Source organism: Streptomyces sp. 4N509B, from assembly GCF_052245655.1.
Taxonomy (GTDB): domain Bacteria; phylum Actinomycetota; class Actinomycetes; order Streptomycetales; family Streptomycetaceae; genus Streptomyces.
Genome location: NZ_JBQQBZ010000057.1, coordinates 1 through 13,426 on the forward strand (window position 1 = coordinate 1; position 13,426 = coordinate 13,426).

Annotated in this window: 11 protein-coding genes and 1 pseudogene; 7 read left to right on the forward strand and 5 right to left on the reverse strand. The window is 71.5% G+C overall.

Annotation, left to right across the window (positions count from 1 at the left end):
* The 7 genes and pseudogenes from ACTWP5_RS30565 to ACTWP5_RS30595 all read left to right on the forward strand — a co-directional run.
* Window positions 1-308, forward strand: a pseudogene (locus ACTWP5_RS30565) (acyltransferase family protein); the annotation flags it as partial.
* Window positions 309-582: 274 nt separating this feature from the next.
* The gene (locus ACTWP5_RS30570; protein WP_443224421.1) at window positions 583-1,833 is read left to right on the forward strand and encodes a helix-turn-helix domain-containing protein; all 1,251 of its coding nucleotides are present in this window, start codon (window positions 583-585) and stop codon (window positions 1,831-1,833) included.
* A 178-nt stretch (window positions 1,834-2,011) separates the two neighbouring features.
* Window positions 2,012-2,152, forward strand: coding sequence for a hypothetical protein (locus ACTWP5_RS30575; RefSeq protein WP_443224422.1), 141 nt, complete (start codon window positions 2,012-2,014; stop codon window positions 2,150-2,152).
* Complete coding sequence (locus tag ACTWP5_RS30580; protein WP_443224423.1) at window positions 2,149-2,379, forward strand: hypothetical protein; 231 nt, start codon at window positions 2,149-2,151, stop codon at window positions 2,377-2,379. The genes ACTWP5_RS30575 and ACTWP5_RS30580 overlap by 4 nt, the downstream gene beginning before the upstream one ends.
* Window positions 2,376-2,639, forward strand: a complete 264-nt coding sequence (locus ACTWP5_RS30585; protein ID WP_443224424.1) for a hypothetical protein — start codon at window positions 2,376-2,378, stop codon at window positions 2,637-2,639. Before ACTWP5_RS30580 ends, ACTWP5_RS30585 begins: the two co-directional genes overlap by 4 nt.
* Window positions 2,640-3,286: 647 nt before the next feature.
* Entirely contained in the window at window positions 3,287-5,983 is a 2,697-nt protein-coding gene (locus ACTWP5_RS30590; RefSeq protein ID WP_443224425.1) for a glycoside hydrolase family 48 protein, read from the forward strand.
* Between the two features lie 207 nt (window positions 5,984-6,190).
* Window positions 6,191-7,378, forward strand: coding sequence for a fumarylacetoacetate hydrolase family protein (locus tag ACTWP5_RS30595; RefSeq protein ID WP_443224426.1), 1,188 nt, complete (start codon window positions 6,191-6,193; stop codon window positions 7,376-7,378).
* Window positions 7,379-7,465: 87 nt separating this feature from the next.
* On the opposite strand, the gene ACTWP5_RS30600 is transcribed toward ACTWP5_RS30595, so the two are convergent.
* The 5 genes from ACTWP5_RS30600 to ACTWP5_RS30620 form a co-directional block, all read right to left on the reverse strand.
* Window positions 7,466-8,437: an ABC transporter substrate-binding protein gene (locus ACTWP5_RS30600; RefSeq protein ID WP_443224427.1), complete on the reverse strand. Its 972-nt coding sequence runs from the start codon at window positions 8,435-8,437 to the stop codon at window positions 7,466-7,468.
* Between the two features lie 41 nt (window positions 8,438-8,478).
* Window positions 8,479-9,489 (reverse strand): ABC transporter permease, encoded by a 1,011-nt coding sequence (locus ACTWP5_RS30605; protein WP_443224428.1) that lies wholly within the window; start codon window positions 9,487-9,489, stop codon window positions 8,479-8,481.
* Window positions 9,486-11,078: a sugar ABC transporter ATP-binding protein gene (locus ACTWP5_RS30610; RefSeq protein ID WP_443224429.1), complete on the reverse strand. Its 1,593-nt coding sequence runs from the start codon at window positions 11,076-11,078 to the stop codon at window positions 9,486-9,488. The genes ACTWP5_RS30605 and ACTWP5_RS30610 overlap by 4 nt, the downstream gene beginning before the upstream one ends.
* Window positions 11,075-11,926 (reverse strand): amidohydrolase family protein, encoded by an 852-nt coding sequence (locus ACTWP5_RS30615; RefSeq protein WP_443224430.1) that lies wholly within the window; start codon window positions 11,924-11,926, stop codon window positions 11,075-11,077. Before ACTWP5_RS30615 ends, ACTWP5_RS30610 begins: the two co-directional genes overlap by 4 nt.
* Window positions 11,927-12,056: 130 nt before the next feature.
* Entirely contained in the window at window positions 12,057-13,388 is a 1,332-nt protein-coding gene (locus tag ACTWP5_RS30620) for an enolase C-terminal domain-like protein (RefSeq protein ID WP_443224436.1), read from the reverse strand.
* Window positions 13,389-13,426: the final 38 nt, after the last annotated feature.

A 13,426-nucleotide genomic window follows, 5' to 3' on the forward strand; every position in this document is an offset into this window, starting at 1 on the left:
CCGGCTGGCTCCGCAGCCGCCTCATGGTCTGGCTGGGCACCGTCTCCTTCGCCTTCTACATGGTCCAAGCCGTCATCATCTTCTACGGCCGCCCCGAAATCCTCGAAACCCGCACCTACGCCACCCTCCCCGCCCTCGTCCTCCTGGCCGCCCTGTTCCTGGCCAACCTCCTCGCCGCCTGGCTCCTGTACCGCCTCGTCGAACTCCCCGTCATGCGCCGCTGGAGCCGCCCCCGCACCACCACCACCCAACCCACCACCACCCAACCCACCACCGACACCAACAAAGCCCCCACCGTCCCCGCCTAACACCACCCACCCACCCCTCAACCGAACACCGGTCTCGGGGGACGTTCCAGACGGGCGACACCAACCGTGTCGCCGTGCACGAGGGTCCGACGCCACCACAGGGCGTCGGACGCCCTCGTGTTCGCGCCGCCAGGCACTCCACGGCCCCACGATGCCACGACGCGCGACGCGTCGGGCGGGAACGCCCCATGACCCCACCTGAGTGAAACCGTCGCTGTGCCCCCGCCCAGAACCGGGGCTACCGTTCTGGTATCGAGCCAGAACGGAGCGAGTTATGCCGAGTCAGGCAGACAAGTTCATCGGCGCGCGCATCGCGGAACTGCGCGCGAAGCGAGGTCTTACCCAGACAGGGCTCGCCATGCGGGCACACATCTCGAAGTCGCTGCTGTCCAAGGTCGAATGCGGTCAGCGCCCCGCCTCCCACGAGATGGTCGCCGCCTGCGCGAGAGCACTGGGCGTCACGCCTGCCGATCTGCTCGGACAGCCTTACAGAGAGGAGCTTCGCGCAGACGAGCTGGACCTTCTCGTTCAGCCGATCCGCGAGGCGCTGAACCTGTACAACGTCGGCGGCGACCCGGCCGTCAGGCCCCGGCCGCTGGCTGAGCTGGCCGACGAGCGCGACCGGCTCTGCGCCCTGATCCACCACACGGAGCTCAAGGAAGCCGCCGTAGACCTCCCCGCGTTGCTTGCCGAGGCGACCACCGTCGCTCACACGGCCGATCGCCCGCGTGCCTGGGCCCTGCTGTGCGGTCTCAACCGCGTCGCGTTCAACCTTGCCTCCAAGCTCGGCTATCAGGACCTCGCGTTGCTCGCCGCCAGCCGGACCGAATGGGCTGCCGACCGTGCCCAGGACCCGATCCTCGCCGCCATGGGCAAATGGATGTCCGCCAACGTGTGCTCTCGCTACGGCGAGTTCCGCACTGGGCTACGCCTTCAGGAGATCGGGAGGAGGCTCGCGCGTGACGCCGAGCCGGGCATCGAGCGCGACGCCGCCATCGGCCAGAAGCACCTCAGCAGCGCGGTTCTCGCTGCCCGCCTTCGCGATACCGATGCCGCCGCTGGCCACCTTGAGGAGGCTGAACGACACGTCGCCCGCACCGGCGAGGCGACCCCGGAGCAGTGGTTGCGCGGGCAGGGCCCGGAGTCTTCCGATCCGGTCGGCTTCCGAATCCGTGGCGTGCACTGGTACGCGTTCGGACCGACCAACGTGAAGGCGCACAAGATCGCCGCACTGGCGGATCAGAACCGCCACGCCGAGGCGGTCAGGGTTTCGCAGTCACTACGCATCCCTACGACCTGGCCCGTCATGCGGGCCGGACAGGTACACATCGACGTGGCGCGCTCCCATTTGTGGACCGGTCAGGAGGACGCGGCGTTCATGAGTCTGCTGAAGGCGCAGAACGTCGCGCCCCAGCAGACGCGCTATCACCCGCAGGTGCGCGAGGTGGTGACTCAACTGCGACGGCGGGAGCGGTCCCGAAGTGGGTCGCTCGCACACTTCGCGCAGTGGGTCGGCGTGGCCTGACCCCGCCAGGGCGTTGCACAGTTCTGTGCAACGCCCAGCCGATCCAGATCGGCATTCTGTGACGGTCAGCACTCGGTACGTAACCGGAGCCGTCATGCCTGAGCGTCCCCCACCCGCTGCGTCCCCCTTCTCTCCGCCGCCTGTCTGGCTGCCGCCCAGGAACGCGTACGTCCCTCGCGTGCCGTGCGGCATCCGCTTCAACGTCGTGGTGACGCCACCCGTCGGTGACTGCCTGACGGACACGTACCACCTGCGGGACGCGCTCGGCGCCGTCGGCCAGGCACTGGCCAGGCCGTGGCACCGCGAGGTGGGGCGGTGAGGGGGATGGGGCCGCAGCCGCTGCGGTACGCGCGGGCGTTGATCGTGGGCCCGGCCACCGTCGAGCGCGGTGACCTGGTGCGGATCGGGGCCCAGCAGTGGATCGTCCACCGCGTCTCGCGCACCCCGACCGGCGGCGCGGCGGTGACGTTCGCCAGCGGCGACATGCTCGTCATCGGGCCGGACACCCGCCTGGCGGCGCTGCGGATGATGGCGGACACCTGGTGACCGGCGGCGGCAGGGAGGTGCTGCGGGACGTGGCGCACCCCTGGATCGGGCAACGCGTCGTCGAGCCCCGCACCGGCAGGACCGGCCGGCTCGGGCTGGTCGTCGAGCACGTCTCCTACGACGTCCTCGGACGCGAACGCGTCCTGTGGACCGAAGCCCACCTGCGGCCCACCGACCGCTCCGGCTGGGAGTGGCGCGCCGACCTCGACGCCCTCCGGTGCGCCGCGGACGAGCAGCCCTCGGGCCGCCCGACGACGTAGAGAATCCCGGCCGTCGCGCCTGCCCCTGCACCGGCACGCGCGGCCAGGCCGGGTAAGTCCCCCGACCGGACCAGCCCCGAGCGGCACAGCGGCGTTCCCGTGCCGCTCCCGCCCCGGTCCGCCCCTTCGCTGGGGTGCCGCACCGCGGTGAGGGACAACCCCGCCCACCCCGGGCCCTCGACGCACCCCGGGGTGGGCACCCGAAGTCCTCGCGCTGCCGTCCCGTCGCCCCGCCGCGCGCGGCGGGGGCCGTGGGCGCCCCCGGCCCGGGGCGCGGACCGCGTGGACGGGTCAGTCGGATCGCCGCCGGAACGGGGCAGCGGGAACGGGGGTCGGTTGGATGGGCGGAACAACGCGACGGCACGACGGCGGCGACCTCGCCATGCCTGCCGAAAGCTTGGAAGCGCTCCCACCAAGTCGGGGTGAAGATAGCGCGCACTCCCTTCGTATCGCCAGGGTCGCGTTCAAGAAATATCCCGAGCAAGGACTCCTCGGCCCCGAAATCTCAGGGAAGAGAGCCGTTTGCCCTGACTGCGCGTCAAAGCTCTTGACGTGTGCACTACCCCTCCACATACTTGGGAGCGCTCCCACTGGGTCTTCACGCAACCACGCAAGCTCCACCCCCCATCCCCAAGGAGGGCTCACCCATGCGGGTGCGCAGAAGACACCGAAGATCCGCCGCGGGCACGCCGCCTTCCCCGTCCGCCGTCCGTCGCGCCCGGGTCGCCCGCCGCAGGCGCCTGACGGTCCTGGTCGCGCTGGCGCTGCCGACGTCCTTCCTGGCGACGGCGAACAGCCCCGCCCAGGCGGCCGACCCGGTCTGCACCGTCGACTACAGCGCCAACGACTGGGGCAGTGGCTTCACCGCCAACATCTCCATCAACAACGAGGGTGACGAGGCGATCCAGGGCTGGGCCCTGACCTACGACTACTCCGGCAACCAGCGGCTGGCCCAGGGCTGGAGCGCGGACTGGTCGCAGTCGGGCCAGACCGTCACCGTCCGGAACGTCTCGTGGAACGCCACCATCGCCCCCGGCCAGACCGTCTCGGCCGGTGCGAACTTCAGCTACTCGGGTACCAACACCACGCCCACCGACTTCTACCTCAACGGCACACTGTGCGACGGCGAGGGCGAGCCGCCGGTCGACGACCCCGCCCTGGTCGTCTCCCCCAGCTCCCTCGCGCTGCGGGCCGGTGAGACCGACACCTTCGACGTGCGGCTCAACACCGAGCCGGACGCGAACGTGACAGTCAGCGTCGCGCGCACCGCCGGCAACCCCGGCGTGTCGGTCGTGGACGGTGGCTCGCTGACGTTCACCCCCGACAACTGGAACATCACGCAGCCGGTGACCGTCGGCGCGGACGCCGAGGGCAGCGGAGCCGCCACCTTCACCGTCTCCGCCCCCGGCCACCTGCCCGCCACCGTGACCGTCACCCAGCTGGGCGACGGCAACGGCGGCGGCCCGTACGGCGAGCGGTTCCTGGAGCTGTACGAGAAGATCAAGGACCCGGCCAACGGCTACTTCTCGCCCGAGGGCGTGCCGTACCACGCGGTCGAGACCATGGTCATCGAGGCGCCGGACCACGGTCACGAGACGACCTCCGAGGCGTACTCCTACCTCATCTGGCTGGAGGCGCAGTACGGCAGGATCACCGAGGACTGGGGACCGTTCAACGAGGCCTGGGAGGTCATGGAGGAGTGGATGATCCCCAGCGCCGACCAGCAGCCCACCAACAGCTTCTACGACCCGTCGGCGCCGGCCACCTACGCGGCCGAGCACCCGCAGCCCAGCGGCTACCCCTCGGCGCTGGACGGCAACGTCTCGGTCGGTGACGACCCGCTGGCGAACGAGCTGTCCTCGACGTACGGCACGGACGACATCTACGGCATGCACTGGCTGCAGGACGTGGACGACACCTACGGCTTCGGCGCCGCGGCCTGCAACGGCACCGAGGGCCAGCCGACGTTCATCAACACCTTCCAGCGTGGTGAGCAGGAGTCGGTGTGGGAGACCGTGCCGCACCCGTCCTGTGACGACTTCTCCTTCGGCGGCGAGAACGGGTACCTCGACCTGTTCACCGACGACGCCAACTACGCCCGGCAGTGGCGCTACACCAACGCGCCCGACGCCGACGCCCGCGCCGTCCAGGCGGCCTACTGGGCCAACCAGTGGGCCACCGAGCAGGGCAACGCCTCGGCCGTCTCCGGCGTCGTCGAGAAGGCGTCGATGATGGGCGACTACCTGCGGTACGCGATGTTCGACAAGTACTTCAAGCAGATCGGGTGCACGAGCCCGAGCTGCCCGGCCGGCACCGGCAAGAACAGCGCGCACTACCTGATGTCCTGGTACTACGCCTGGGGTGGCGCGCTCGACTCCAGCGCGGGCTGGGCCTGGCGCATCGGCTCCAGCCACTCCCACTTCGGCTACCAGAACCCGATGGCGGCGTACGCGCTGTCCGAGGGCGGCATGGCCCCCGACTCGCCCACCGCGGACGACGACTGGGCCAGGAGCCTTGACCGCCAGGTGGAGTTCTACCGCTGGCTCCAGTCCGCCGAGGGCGGCATCGCCGGTGGCGCCACCAACAGCTGGGGCGGCGACTACAGCCAGCCGCCGGCCGGCACGGCCACGTTCTACGGCATGGCCTACGACGACCAGCCGGTGTACCACGACCCGGGTTCGAACACCTGGTTCGGCTTCCAGGCGTGGTCGATGCAGCGACTGGCCGAGTACTACTACGAGACCGGCGACGCCATGGCCGGCGAGGTGCTGGACAAGTGGGTGCCGTGGGTGCTGAGCGAGGTCACCATCGGCGAGGGCGGGGAGTACCAGATCCCGTCCACACTGTCGTGGACCGGCCAGCCCGACACCTGGAACGCGTCCAACCCCGGCGCCAACAACGGCCTGCACGTCGACGTGACCGCGTACACCCAGGACGTGGGCATCACCAGCTCGCTGGCGAACACCCTGTCCTACTACGCCGCCGCCAGCGGCGACCAGGCCGCCCAGGACACGGCGGCCGGTCTGCTGGACGCGGTGTGGGCCAACTCCGACCCGCTCGGCGTGTCCGTGCCGGAGACCCAGGCCCACTTCGAGCGGTTCGACGACGAGGTCTTCGTGCCGGAGGGCTTCAGCGGGACGATGCCCAACGGCGACGTGATCGAGCCGGGCGCGACCTTCGAGTCGCTGCGCACCTTCTACCACGACGACCCGGCGTGGCCCCAGGTGGAGGCGTACCTGAACGGCGGCGAGGCGCCGACGTTCAACTACCACCGCTTCTGGGCCCAGGCCGACACGGCGATCGCCCTCGCGACCTACTCCGAGCTCTTTCCCGGAGAGGTCTAGGAGCCGGGCCCGGCAGGGCACGGCATGGTGAGTAACGGTAGGAAACGATAGAAGGCCGCAGCCCCGGAGTCCCACCGCTCCGGGGCTGCGCGCCGTTCGCGCTTCCGCCTCGGGCGGTCGCGGCGGCGGGTTGGGGGGGACCGGCCGGGGACGATCGCTGGCCAAGGCCCTACGCTGGCTGGCGCCCCCGTCGAAGGAGACCCGTCGATGCCTGCGACAGCCCACCCCCGTCCCGTCCTGACGCCCGACGCCGTCCTGCCCGAGGACGCCGACCGCGCCGCCCTCGTGGCCCGCGTCCACGAGCCCGAGTGGGGCGGCCCGTGTGTGGCGGCGGTGAGGGGTGAGCGCGTCGTCGACCTGAGCGCGCACGCGCCGACCGTCTCGGAGCTGCTGGAGCGCGAGGACGCGGAGGCGATCGTGCGCGAGGCGCCCGGCGGGCGTGCCTGGCCCCTCGACGCGCTGCTGGAGGCGACCGCCGCCGGCGCCCGCGAGCTGCCGCACCTGCTCGCGCCCGTCGACCTCCAGGTGGTCAAGGCGGCGGGCGTCACGTTCGCGCGCAGCCTGGTGGAGCGCGTCATCGAGGAGCGCGCCGGCGGCGACCCGGCGCTGGCGGCCGAGGTCCGTCAGCGGGTCGGGGAGGTGGTGGGCGGCACCGTCGACCGCATCCGGCCCGGCTCGCCCGAGGCCGCCCGCGTCAAGGAGTTCCTGCTCGCCGAGGGGCTGTGGTCGCAGTACCTGGAGGTCGGGATCGGCCCCGACCCCGAGGTGTTCACCAAGGCGCCGGTGCTCTCCGCCGTCGGCACGGGCGCCGAGATCGGGGTGCTGGCCGCCTCGGCGTGGAACAATCCCGAGCCCGAGGCCGTGCTGGTGGCGGACTCCCGTGGCCGGCCGCGCGGCGCGACGCTCGGCAACGACGTGAACCTCCGCGACCTGGAGGGTCGCAGCGCGCTGCTGCTGTCGCGGGCCAAGGACAACAACGCCTCGTGCGCGCTCGGGCCGTTCGTGCGGCTGCTGGACGACGGCTTCGACCTCGACGCGGTGCGGGGCCTCGACATCGAGCTGCGGGTCGACGGCGCGGACGGCTTCGTGCTGCGCGGCAGCAGCTCGATGCGCGCGATCAGCCGCGACGTGCTGGAGCTGCTGGCCGCCGTGCGCGGGCCGCACCACCAGTACCCCGACGGCTTCGTGCTCTTCACCGGCACACTGTTCGCCCCGACCGAGGACCGCCACGCGCCCGGCGCGGGCTTCACCCACGAGCCGGGCGACGTGGTGCGGATCGCGAGCCCACGGCTGGGCGCCCTGGTCAACACGGTGACGACGAGCGAGCGGGCGGCGCCGTGGGAGTTCGGGCTGCGCGCGCTGATGCGCAACCTGGCGGAGCGCGGCCTGCTGTGACCACGGGCGGGGCGGCACGGGAGTCGCCTCCCGGTGCCGCCCCGCCCGTCGTCCTCCGGGCCGTTCCGCCGGGTCCTTCCCCGGCGGCTACTCGTAGAGCGCCGCCTGGATCTCCGGATCGTCGATGTTCTCGCTGGTGTACCAGTAGAAGGCGGTGTCGATGCGCTCGGGCAGCTGCTCGCCGTCGATGGCCTTCAGGGCGGCGTCGACGAGCTGGCGTCCCATGTCGACGGGGTCCTGGGTGACGGCGCCGACCATCTCGCCGCTGGTGATCGCGTCGATCTGGGCCTGGCCCGAGTCGAAGCCGGCGATGGCGATGCCGTCGCGGCCGCTCTCGCGGACGCCGTTGATCACGCCGATGGCCGAGCCCTCGTTGGCGGCGTAGATGCCGGCGAGGTCGGGGTTGGCCTGGATGATCGACTTGGTGATGTTGGCGGACTCCAGCTGGTCCCCGCCGCCGTACTGGGGCTCCAGCACGGTGATGCCGGGCGCGTTCTCCGCCATCCAGTCCATGAAGCCGTCCCTGCGGTCCTTGCCGGAGAGGCTGGTCTGGTCGTGGACGACGAGCGCGACCTTGCCCTCCCCTCCGACGGCCTCCGCGAGGTGCTCGGCGGCGAGCGCGGCGGCGGCGCGGTTGTCGGTGGCGACCGTGGTCAGCGGGACGTCGCTGTCCACGCCGGAGTCGAAGGCGATCACGGGGATCTCCTGCGACCGGGCCTGTTGCAGCAGCGGCTCGGCGGCCTGGGAGTCGAGCGCGGCGAAGCCGATGGCGTCGGGGGACTTGGCCAGTTCGTTGGTGAGCATGTTCATCTGCTCCTCCACGTCGGCCTCGGTGGCCGGGCCCACGAACGTGATGCGCGCGCCCCTGGCCTCGGCCTCCTCCTCCGCGCCCTGTTTGACGGCCTGCCAGAACTGGTGTTGGAAGCCCTTGGAGACGATGGCGATCAACGGCTCTCCGCCGCCGCCCCCGCCGCCTGAGCCCTCCTCGGCGCAGGAGGTCACCACCGTCGTCATGGCGGCCACGGCGGCGACGGCGGCGAGGGCCTTTCTGATTCTCATGCCAGATCTCCTTTGTTCTGGTCAGGGACGGCTCGCCCGAGTCACACTTCCTTCCTGCGGACCCGGTCGGTGTAGACGGCGACGAGGATCACGCAGCCGAGGATGACGTTCTGCCACTCCTGCGGGATCTCCATGATCTGGAGGCCGTTGTTGAGGACGGAGATGATCAGGGCCCCGATCAGGGTCCCGACGATCGACCCCTTGCCGCCGGACAGGGACGTGCCGCCGATGACGACGGCGGCGATCGCCTGGAGCTCGTACCCCATGCCCGTGGCGGGCTGGGCCGAGCCGAGGCGGGCGGATATGAGGACGCCCGCGAGGCCGATGAACAGGCCGGCGAAGGTGTAGATGGCGATCTTCCAGCGGCGGACGTCGATGCCGGAGAGGGCGGTGGCCTCCTCGTTGCTGCCGATGGAGTAGGTGTAGCGGCCCAGGAGGGTCTTGGTGAGCAGCACACCCGCGATGGCGGCGACCAGCGCGAGGACGAGGACCGCGTTCGGGATGTCGATGCTGGGGACGAGGCGGCCGGTGGAGATGTCGGTGTAGCCGGAGACCTCGCTGAAGTAGATGGGGGTGCTGTCGGAGACGACGAGGGCCAGGCCCTCGGCGACGAGCATCATCGCGAGGGTCGCGATGAACGGCGGGATGCGCAGCACGGCGATGTTGATGCCGTTGACCAGGCCCATGAGCCCGCCGAACAGGATCGTCAGCGGCACGCCGACCGTCAGCGGCAGGTCGGCCTTCACCATGAAGACGCCCGCCATGACGGCGCACAGCGCCATGCCGGTGCCGATCGACAGGTCGATGCCGGCGGAGATGATGACGAACGTCGTCCCGATCGCGAGGGTGCCGATCACGACCGTGGAGAACAGGATGGAGATGAAGTTGTCGTAGGTGAAGAAGTACGGGCTCGCGACGGCGAAGAAGGCGTAGATGACGATGAGGCTCGCGAACGCCAGCAGCTGCTGGAGTCTGCCCCGGACCACGTCCACCGCCACCTGGGCCCGCCGCTGCCGGGGCTCCTCGCGCGTGGGCGCCTTGACGGTGGTCATGGCCGCTCCGCCTTCCCGTGGGCTGGGGCCGGATGGTGGTCGCTCGCGCCGGGACGCAGCGTCGCGTGGTGCATGATGGCCTCCTGGGTCGCCTCGGCGGCGTCGAGCACGCGGGTCACCCGGCCCTCACTCATCACCACGACGCGGTGTGACAGGCGCAGGATCTCCGGCAGTTCCGATGAGATCATGACAATCGACTTTCCCTCGGCCGCCAGCCGGTTGAGCAGCTGGTAGATCTCCTCCTTGGCGCCGACGTCGATGCCGCGGGTCGGCTCGTCGACGATGAGGACGTCGCAGTCCTTGGCGAGCCACTTCGCGATGACGACCTTCTGCTGGTTGCCGCCGGACAGGTACTTGGTGGTCTGGTGCGCGGACGGGGTCCTGATGCGCAGGGTGGCGATCATGTCCTCCGCGGCGGCCCGCAGCGCGCCGTCGCGCACGAAGCCGCGGCGGGTGAAGCGGTCGCGCAGCGTGCTGAGGGCGATGTTGGCCTTGACGTCCTGCTCCAGCAGCAGCCCGTAGCGTTTGCGGTCCTCCGAGAGGTATCCGATGCCGAGCCGCGCGGCGTCGGCGGGGTGGCGGATGCGGACCTCCCGGCCGTGGAGGGTGACGCGCCCGGACCGGATCGGGTCGGCGCCCACGAGGGCGCGGGCGACCTCGGTCCTGCCGGCGCCCATGAGCCCGGCGAGGCCGAGGATCTCGCCGTGTCGCAGCTCGAACGACACGTCGGTCAGCAGGCCCTTCGTGGACAGTCCCGTGACGCTGAGGACGACCTCGCGGCCCTGGCGCACGCCCTCGGGCCGGGCGTCGGCGTCGAGGGCGCGGCCGACCATCAGGCCGATGATGTCGCGGGTGTCCGCCGTGGCCACGTCGAGGGTGTCGATGTACGCGCCGTCGCGGATGACGGTGACCCGGTCGGCGATGCGCTGGATCTCCCCCATGCGGTGGGAGATGTAGATGACGCCGGTGCCGGGACGGACGAAGCCGCGGATCAGCTCGTGGAGCGTGGCGACCTCGGCCTCGTTGAGGGCGGCCGTCGGCTCGTCCATGATCAGCACGGTCGGCTCGTACGACAGGGCCTTGGCGATCTCCACCATCTGCTGGTGGGCCACGGTGAGGGTGCCGACGACGGCGCGCGGGTCGAGGGGGAGGCCGAGCCGGTCCAGCAGCGCGGCGGCGTCCGCGTTCAGGCGCCGCTCGTCGAGTACCACCCGGCCGCGGCGCGGCTCGCGGCCGATGAAGATGTTCTGGGCGACCGTCAGGTGCGGCACCAGGTTGAACTCCTGGTGGATGATGCTGATGCCCAGCTCCATGGCGTGGCGTGGGTTGCGCGGCGCGAACGGGGTGCCGCCGAGCCGGAAGGTGCCCGCGTCGGCCACCTCGATGCCCGACAGCAGCTTCATCAGCGTGGACTTGCCCGCGCCGTTCTCGCCGACCAGCGCGAGCACCTCGCCCGAGCGCAGGGTCAGGTGCATGCCATCCAGCGCGCGGATGCCGGGGAAGGACTTGTCGACGCCCTCGACCTCCAGCAGCGTCTCGCCCTCCGCCACGGCGCTCGCGGCCGCCGGCACCCGGCCCACGGCGGTCACCGGGCACGCTCCGGCAGGCCGTAGACCGCCCGGCCCGTGCCGGCCAGCACGCGGGCGCGCTCGGCGCCCGACAGCTCGCCGACGAGCGTGGACAGTACCCGCCACGCGTGGCCGTAGCCGCCGTGGCCCAGGGTCATGGGCCAGTCGCCGCCGTACATCAGCCGGTCGGGCCCGAAGAGCTCGAAGGCCGCCTCGACGGCGGGCCGCGCCGTCTCGCCGGTCAGGGGACTGCCGGGAGTCTGGAGCCCGGAGACCTTCGCGACGACGTTCGGGCGGGCCGCGACCGCCTCCAGGGTCTGCCGCCAGGCCGCGAACGCGTCGCGGTCCGCGGGCGGCTTGCCGAGGTGGTCGACGACGATTCTGAGGTCCGGGAGGGCGTCCGCCAGCTCCGCGACGTCCGCGAGGTGGCGCGGCCAGGCGTCGGGCACGTCGAGGGGCAGGCCGCGGCGGGCGAGCATCGCGAGCGACCGGCGCACGGCCGGCAGCCGGAGGAAGTCGTCGCGTGGGTCGTCGTGGACGAGGTGCCGGACGCCGCGGAACGCGGGATGTCGCTGCCAGCGGTCGAGCTGCCGGGCGGCGGTGTCGGGGTCGTCCAGCCGCACCCAGCCGACGACGCCGACGATCCAGTCGTGGCGGTCGGCCTGGGCGAGCATGTGGGCGGTGTCGGCCTCGGAGTCCTCGGCCTGGACGAGGACGGCCTCGGCGACGCCGGCGGCGTCGAGTTCGGCCCGCGCCCGCTCGGCGGTGAAGGTGGAGTGCAGCGGCCCGTCGGGGGGCAGCCACGCGTACGCGCTCACCGTGAGGTCCCACAGGTGGAGGTGGGTGTCGAGGACGTGCTCCGTCGTCATTGCCGGATCGCTTCCCTGAGTCGCTGAGTCGCCGTGTCGCTCTGTCGCTCGTGTCGCTTCGTCGCGCCTGTCTCGTCGAACCGTCGTGGTCGAACCGTCGTGTCGCTCGCCTCCCTCGCAGGCGGGAGGTTCACGCCTCGTGGGAGTACTCCAGGATGGAACGGGAGAGCATCTCGGCACCCGCACCCGGAGTCTCGGGAGGGTAGTAGCGCCCGCCGCGTACGTCGACAGGGGTGACGAAGTGCTCGTGCAGATGGTCGACGAACTCCACCGTGCGGCCCTCCCGGGTGCCGGAGACCGCGACGTAGTCGAACATCGCCAGGTGCTGGACGGCCTCGCACAGGCCGACGCCCCCGGCGTGGGGGCAGACCGGGACGCCGAACTTCGCCGCCAGCAGCAGGATCGCCACGTTCTCGTTGACGCCGGCCACGCGGGTGGCGTCGAGTTGCAGCACCGAGAGCGCCCTCGTCTGGAGGAACTGCTTGAACATCACGCGGCTGGCGCAGTGCTCCCCCGTCGCGACGGGGATCGGCGCGACGGCCCGGGCGATGGCGGCGTGGCCGAGGACGTCGTCCGGGCTGGTCGGCTCCTCGACCCAGGCGAGGTCGTGGGGGCGCAGCGCCTCGATCCAGCGGACGGCGTCGGCGACGTCCCACCGCTGGTTGGCGTCGACGGCGATGCGGATGTCGGGGCCGCAGACCTCGCGGGCGAGCGCGAGCCGGCGCAGGTCGTCATCGAGGTCGGCGCCGACCTTCAGCTTGATCTGGGTGAAGCCGTCGGCGACGGCCTCGCGGCACAGCCGGGCGAGCTTCTCGTCGTCGTAGCCGAGCCAGCCGGGCGTGGTGGTGTAGGCCGGGTACCCCTCGTCGACCAGCCGGGCCACGCGGTCGGCGCGGCCCGGCTCGGCGGCGCGCAGGATGTCGAGCGCCTCCTGCCGGGTGAGGGCGTCGGTGAGGTAGCGGAAGTCGACGAGGTCGACGATCTCCTCGGGGCTGAGGGAGGCCAGCAGGCGCCACAGCGGCTTGCCCTCGCGCTTGGCGCGCAGGTCCCACGCCGCGTTGACGACGGCGCCGATGGCCATGTGCATGATGCCCTTCTCCGGGCCGAGCCAGCGGAGTTGGGAGTCGTGGACCAGTTCGCGCCACAGGCCGCCGAGGTCGGCCAGGACCGGCTCGACCTCGCGCCCGACGAGGTGGCCCTCGAGCGCGCGGAGCGCGGCGACCTGGACGTCGTTGCCGCGGCCGATGGTGAAGACGAAGCCGTGTCCCTCCGCCGCCTCGCCGCCGTCCCCGGCCTCGTCGGTGAGGAGCCGCACGTAGGCGGCCGAGTAGTCCGGGTCCGTGTTCATCGCGTCGGAGCCGTCCAACGTCCGGGAGGTGGGGAACCGCACGTCGTGGGTCTGTAGGGCGACGAAACGGGACACGGACTCTCCTTCGGACGGCGGCCAGCGCACGCAAACCATAGACATCCGATGTATGGGGGTCAACACTCGCGACCGTT

Coding starts and splice junctions, on each gene's coding strand:
- ACTWP5_RS30620 (WP_443224436.1), bottom strand. CDS start 13,388: ATGGTTTGCGTGCGCTGGCCGCCGTCCGAAGGAGAGTCCGTGTCCCGT.
- ACTWP5_RS30605 (WP_443224428.1), bottom strand. CDS start 9,489: ATGACCACCGTCAAGGCGCCCACGCGCGAGGAGCCCCGGCAGCGGCGG.
- ACTWP5_RS30570 (WP_443224421.1), top strand. CDS start 583: ATGCCGAGTCAGGCAGACAAGTTCATCGGCGCGCGCATCGCGGAACTG.
- ACTWP5_RS30600 (WP_443224427.1), bottom strand. CDS start 8,437: ATGAGAATCAGAAAGGCCCTCGCCGCCGTCGCCGCCGTGGCCGCCATG.
- ACTWP5_RS30595 (WP_443224426.1), top strand. CDS start 6,191: ATGCCTGCGACAGCCCACCCCCGTCCCGTCCTGACGCCCGACGCCGTC.
- ACTWP5_RS30615 (WP_443224430.1), bottom strand. CDS start 11,926: ATGACGACGGAGCACGTCCTCGACACCCACCTCCACCTGTGGGACCTC.
- ACTWP5_RS30590 (WP_443224425.1), top strand. CDS start 3,287: ATGCGGGTGCGCAGAAGACACCGAAGATCCGCCGCGGGCACGCCGCCT.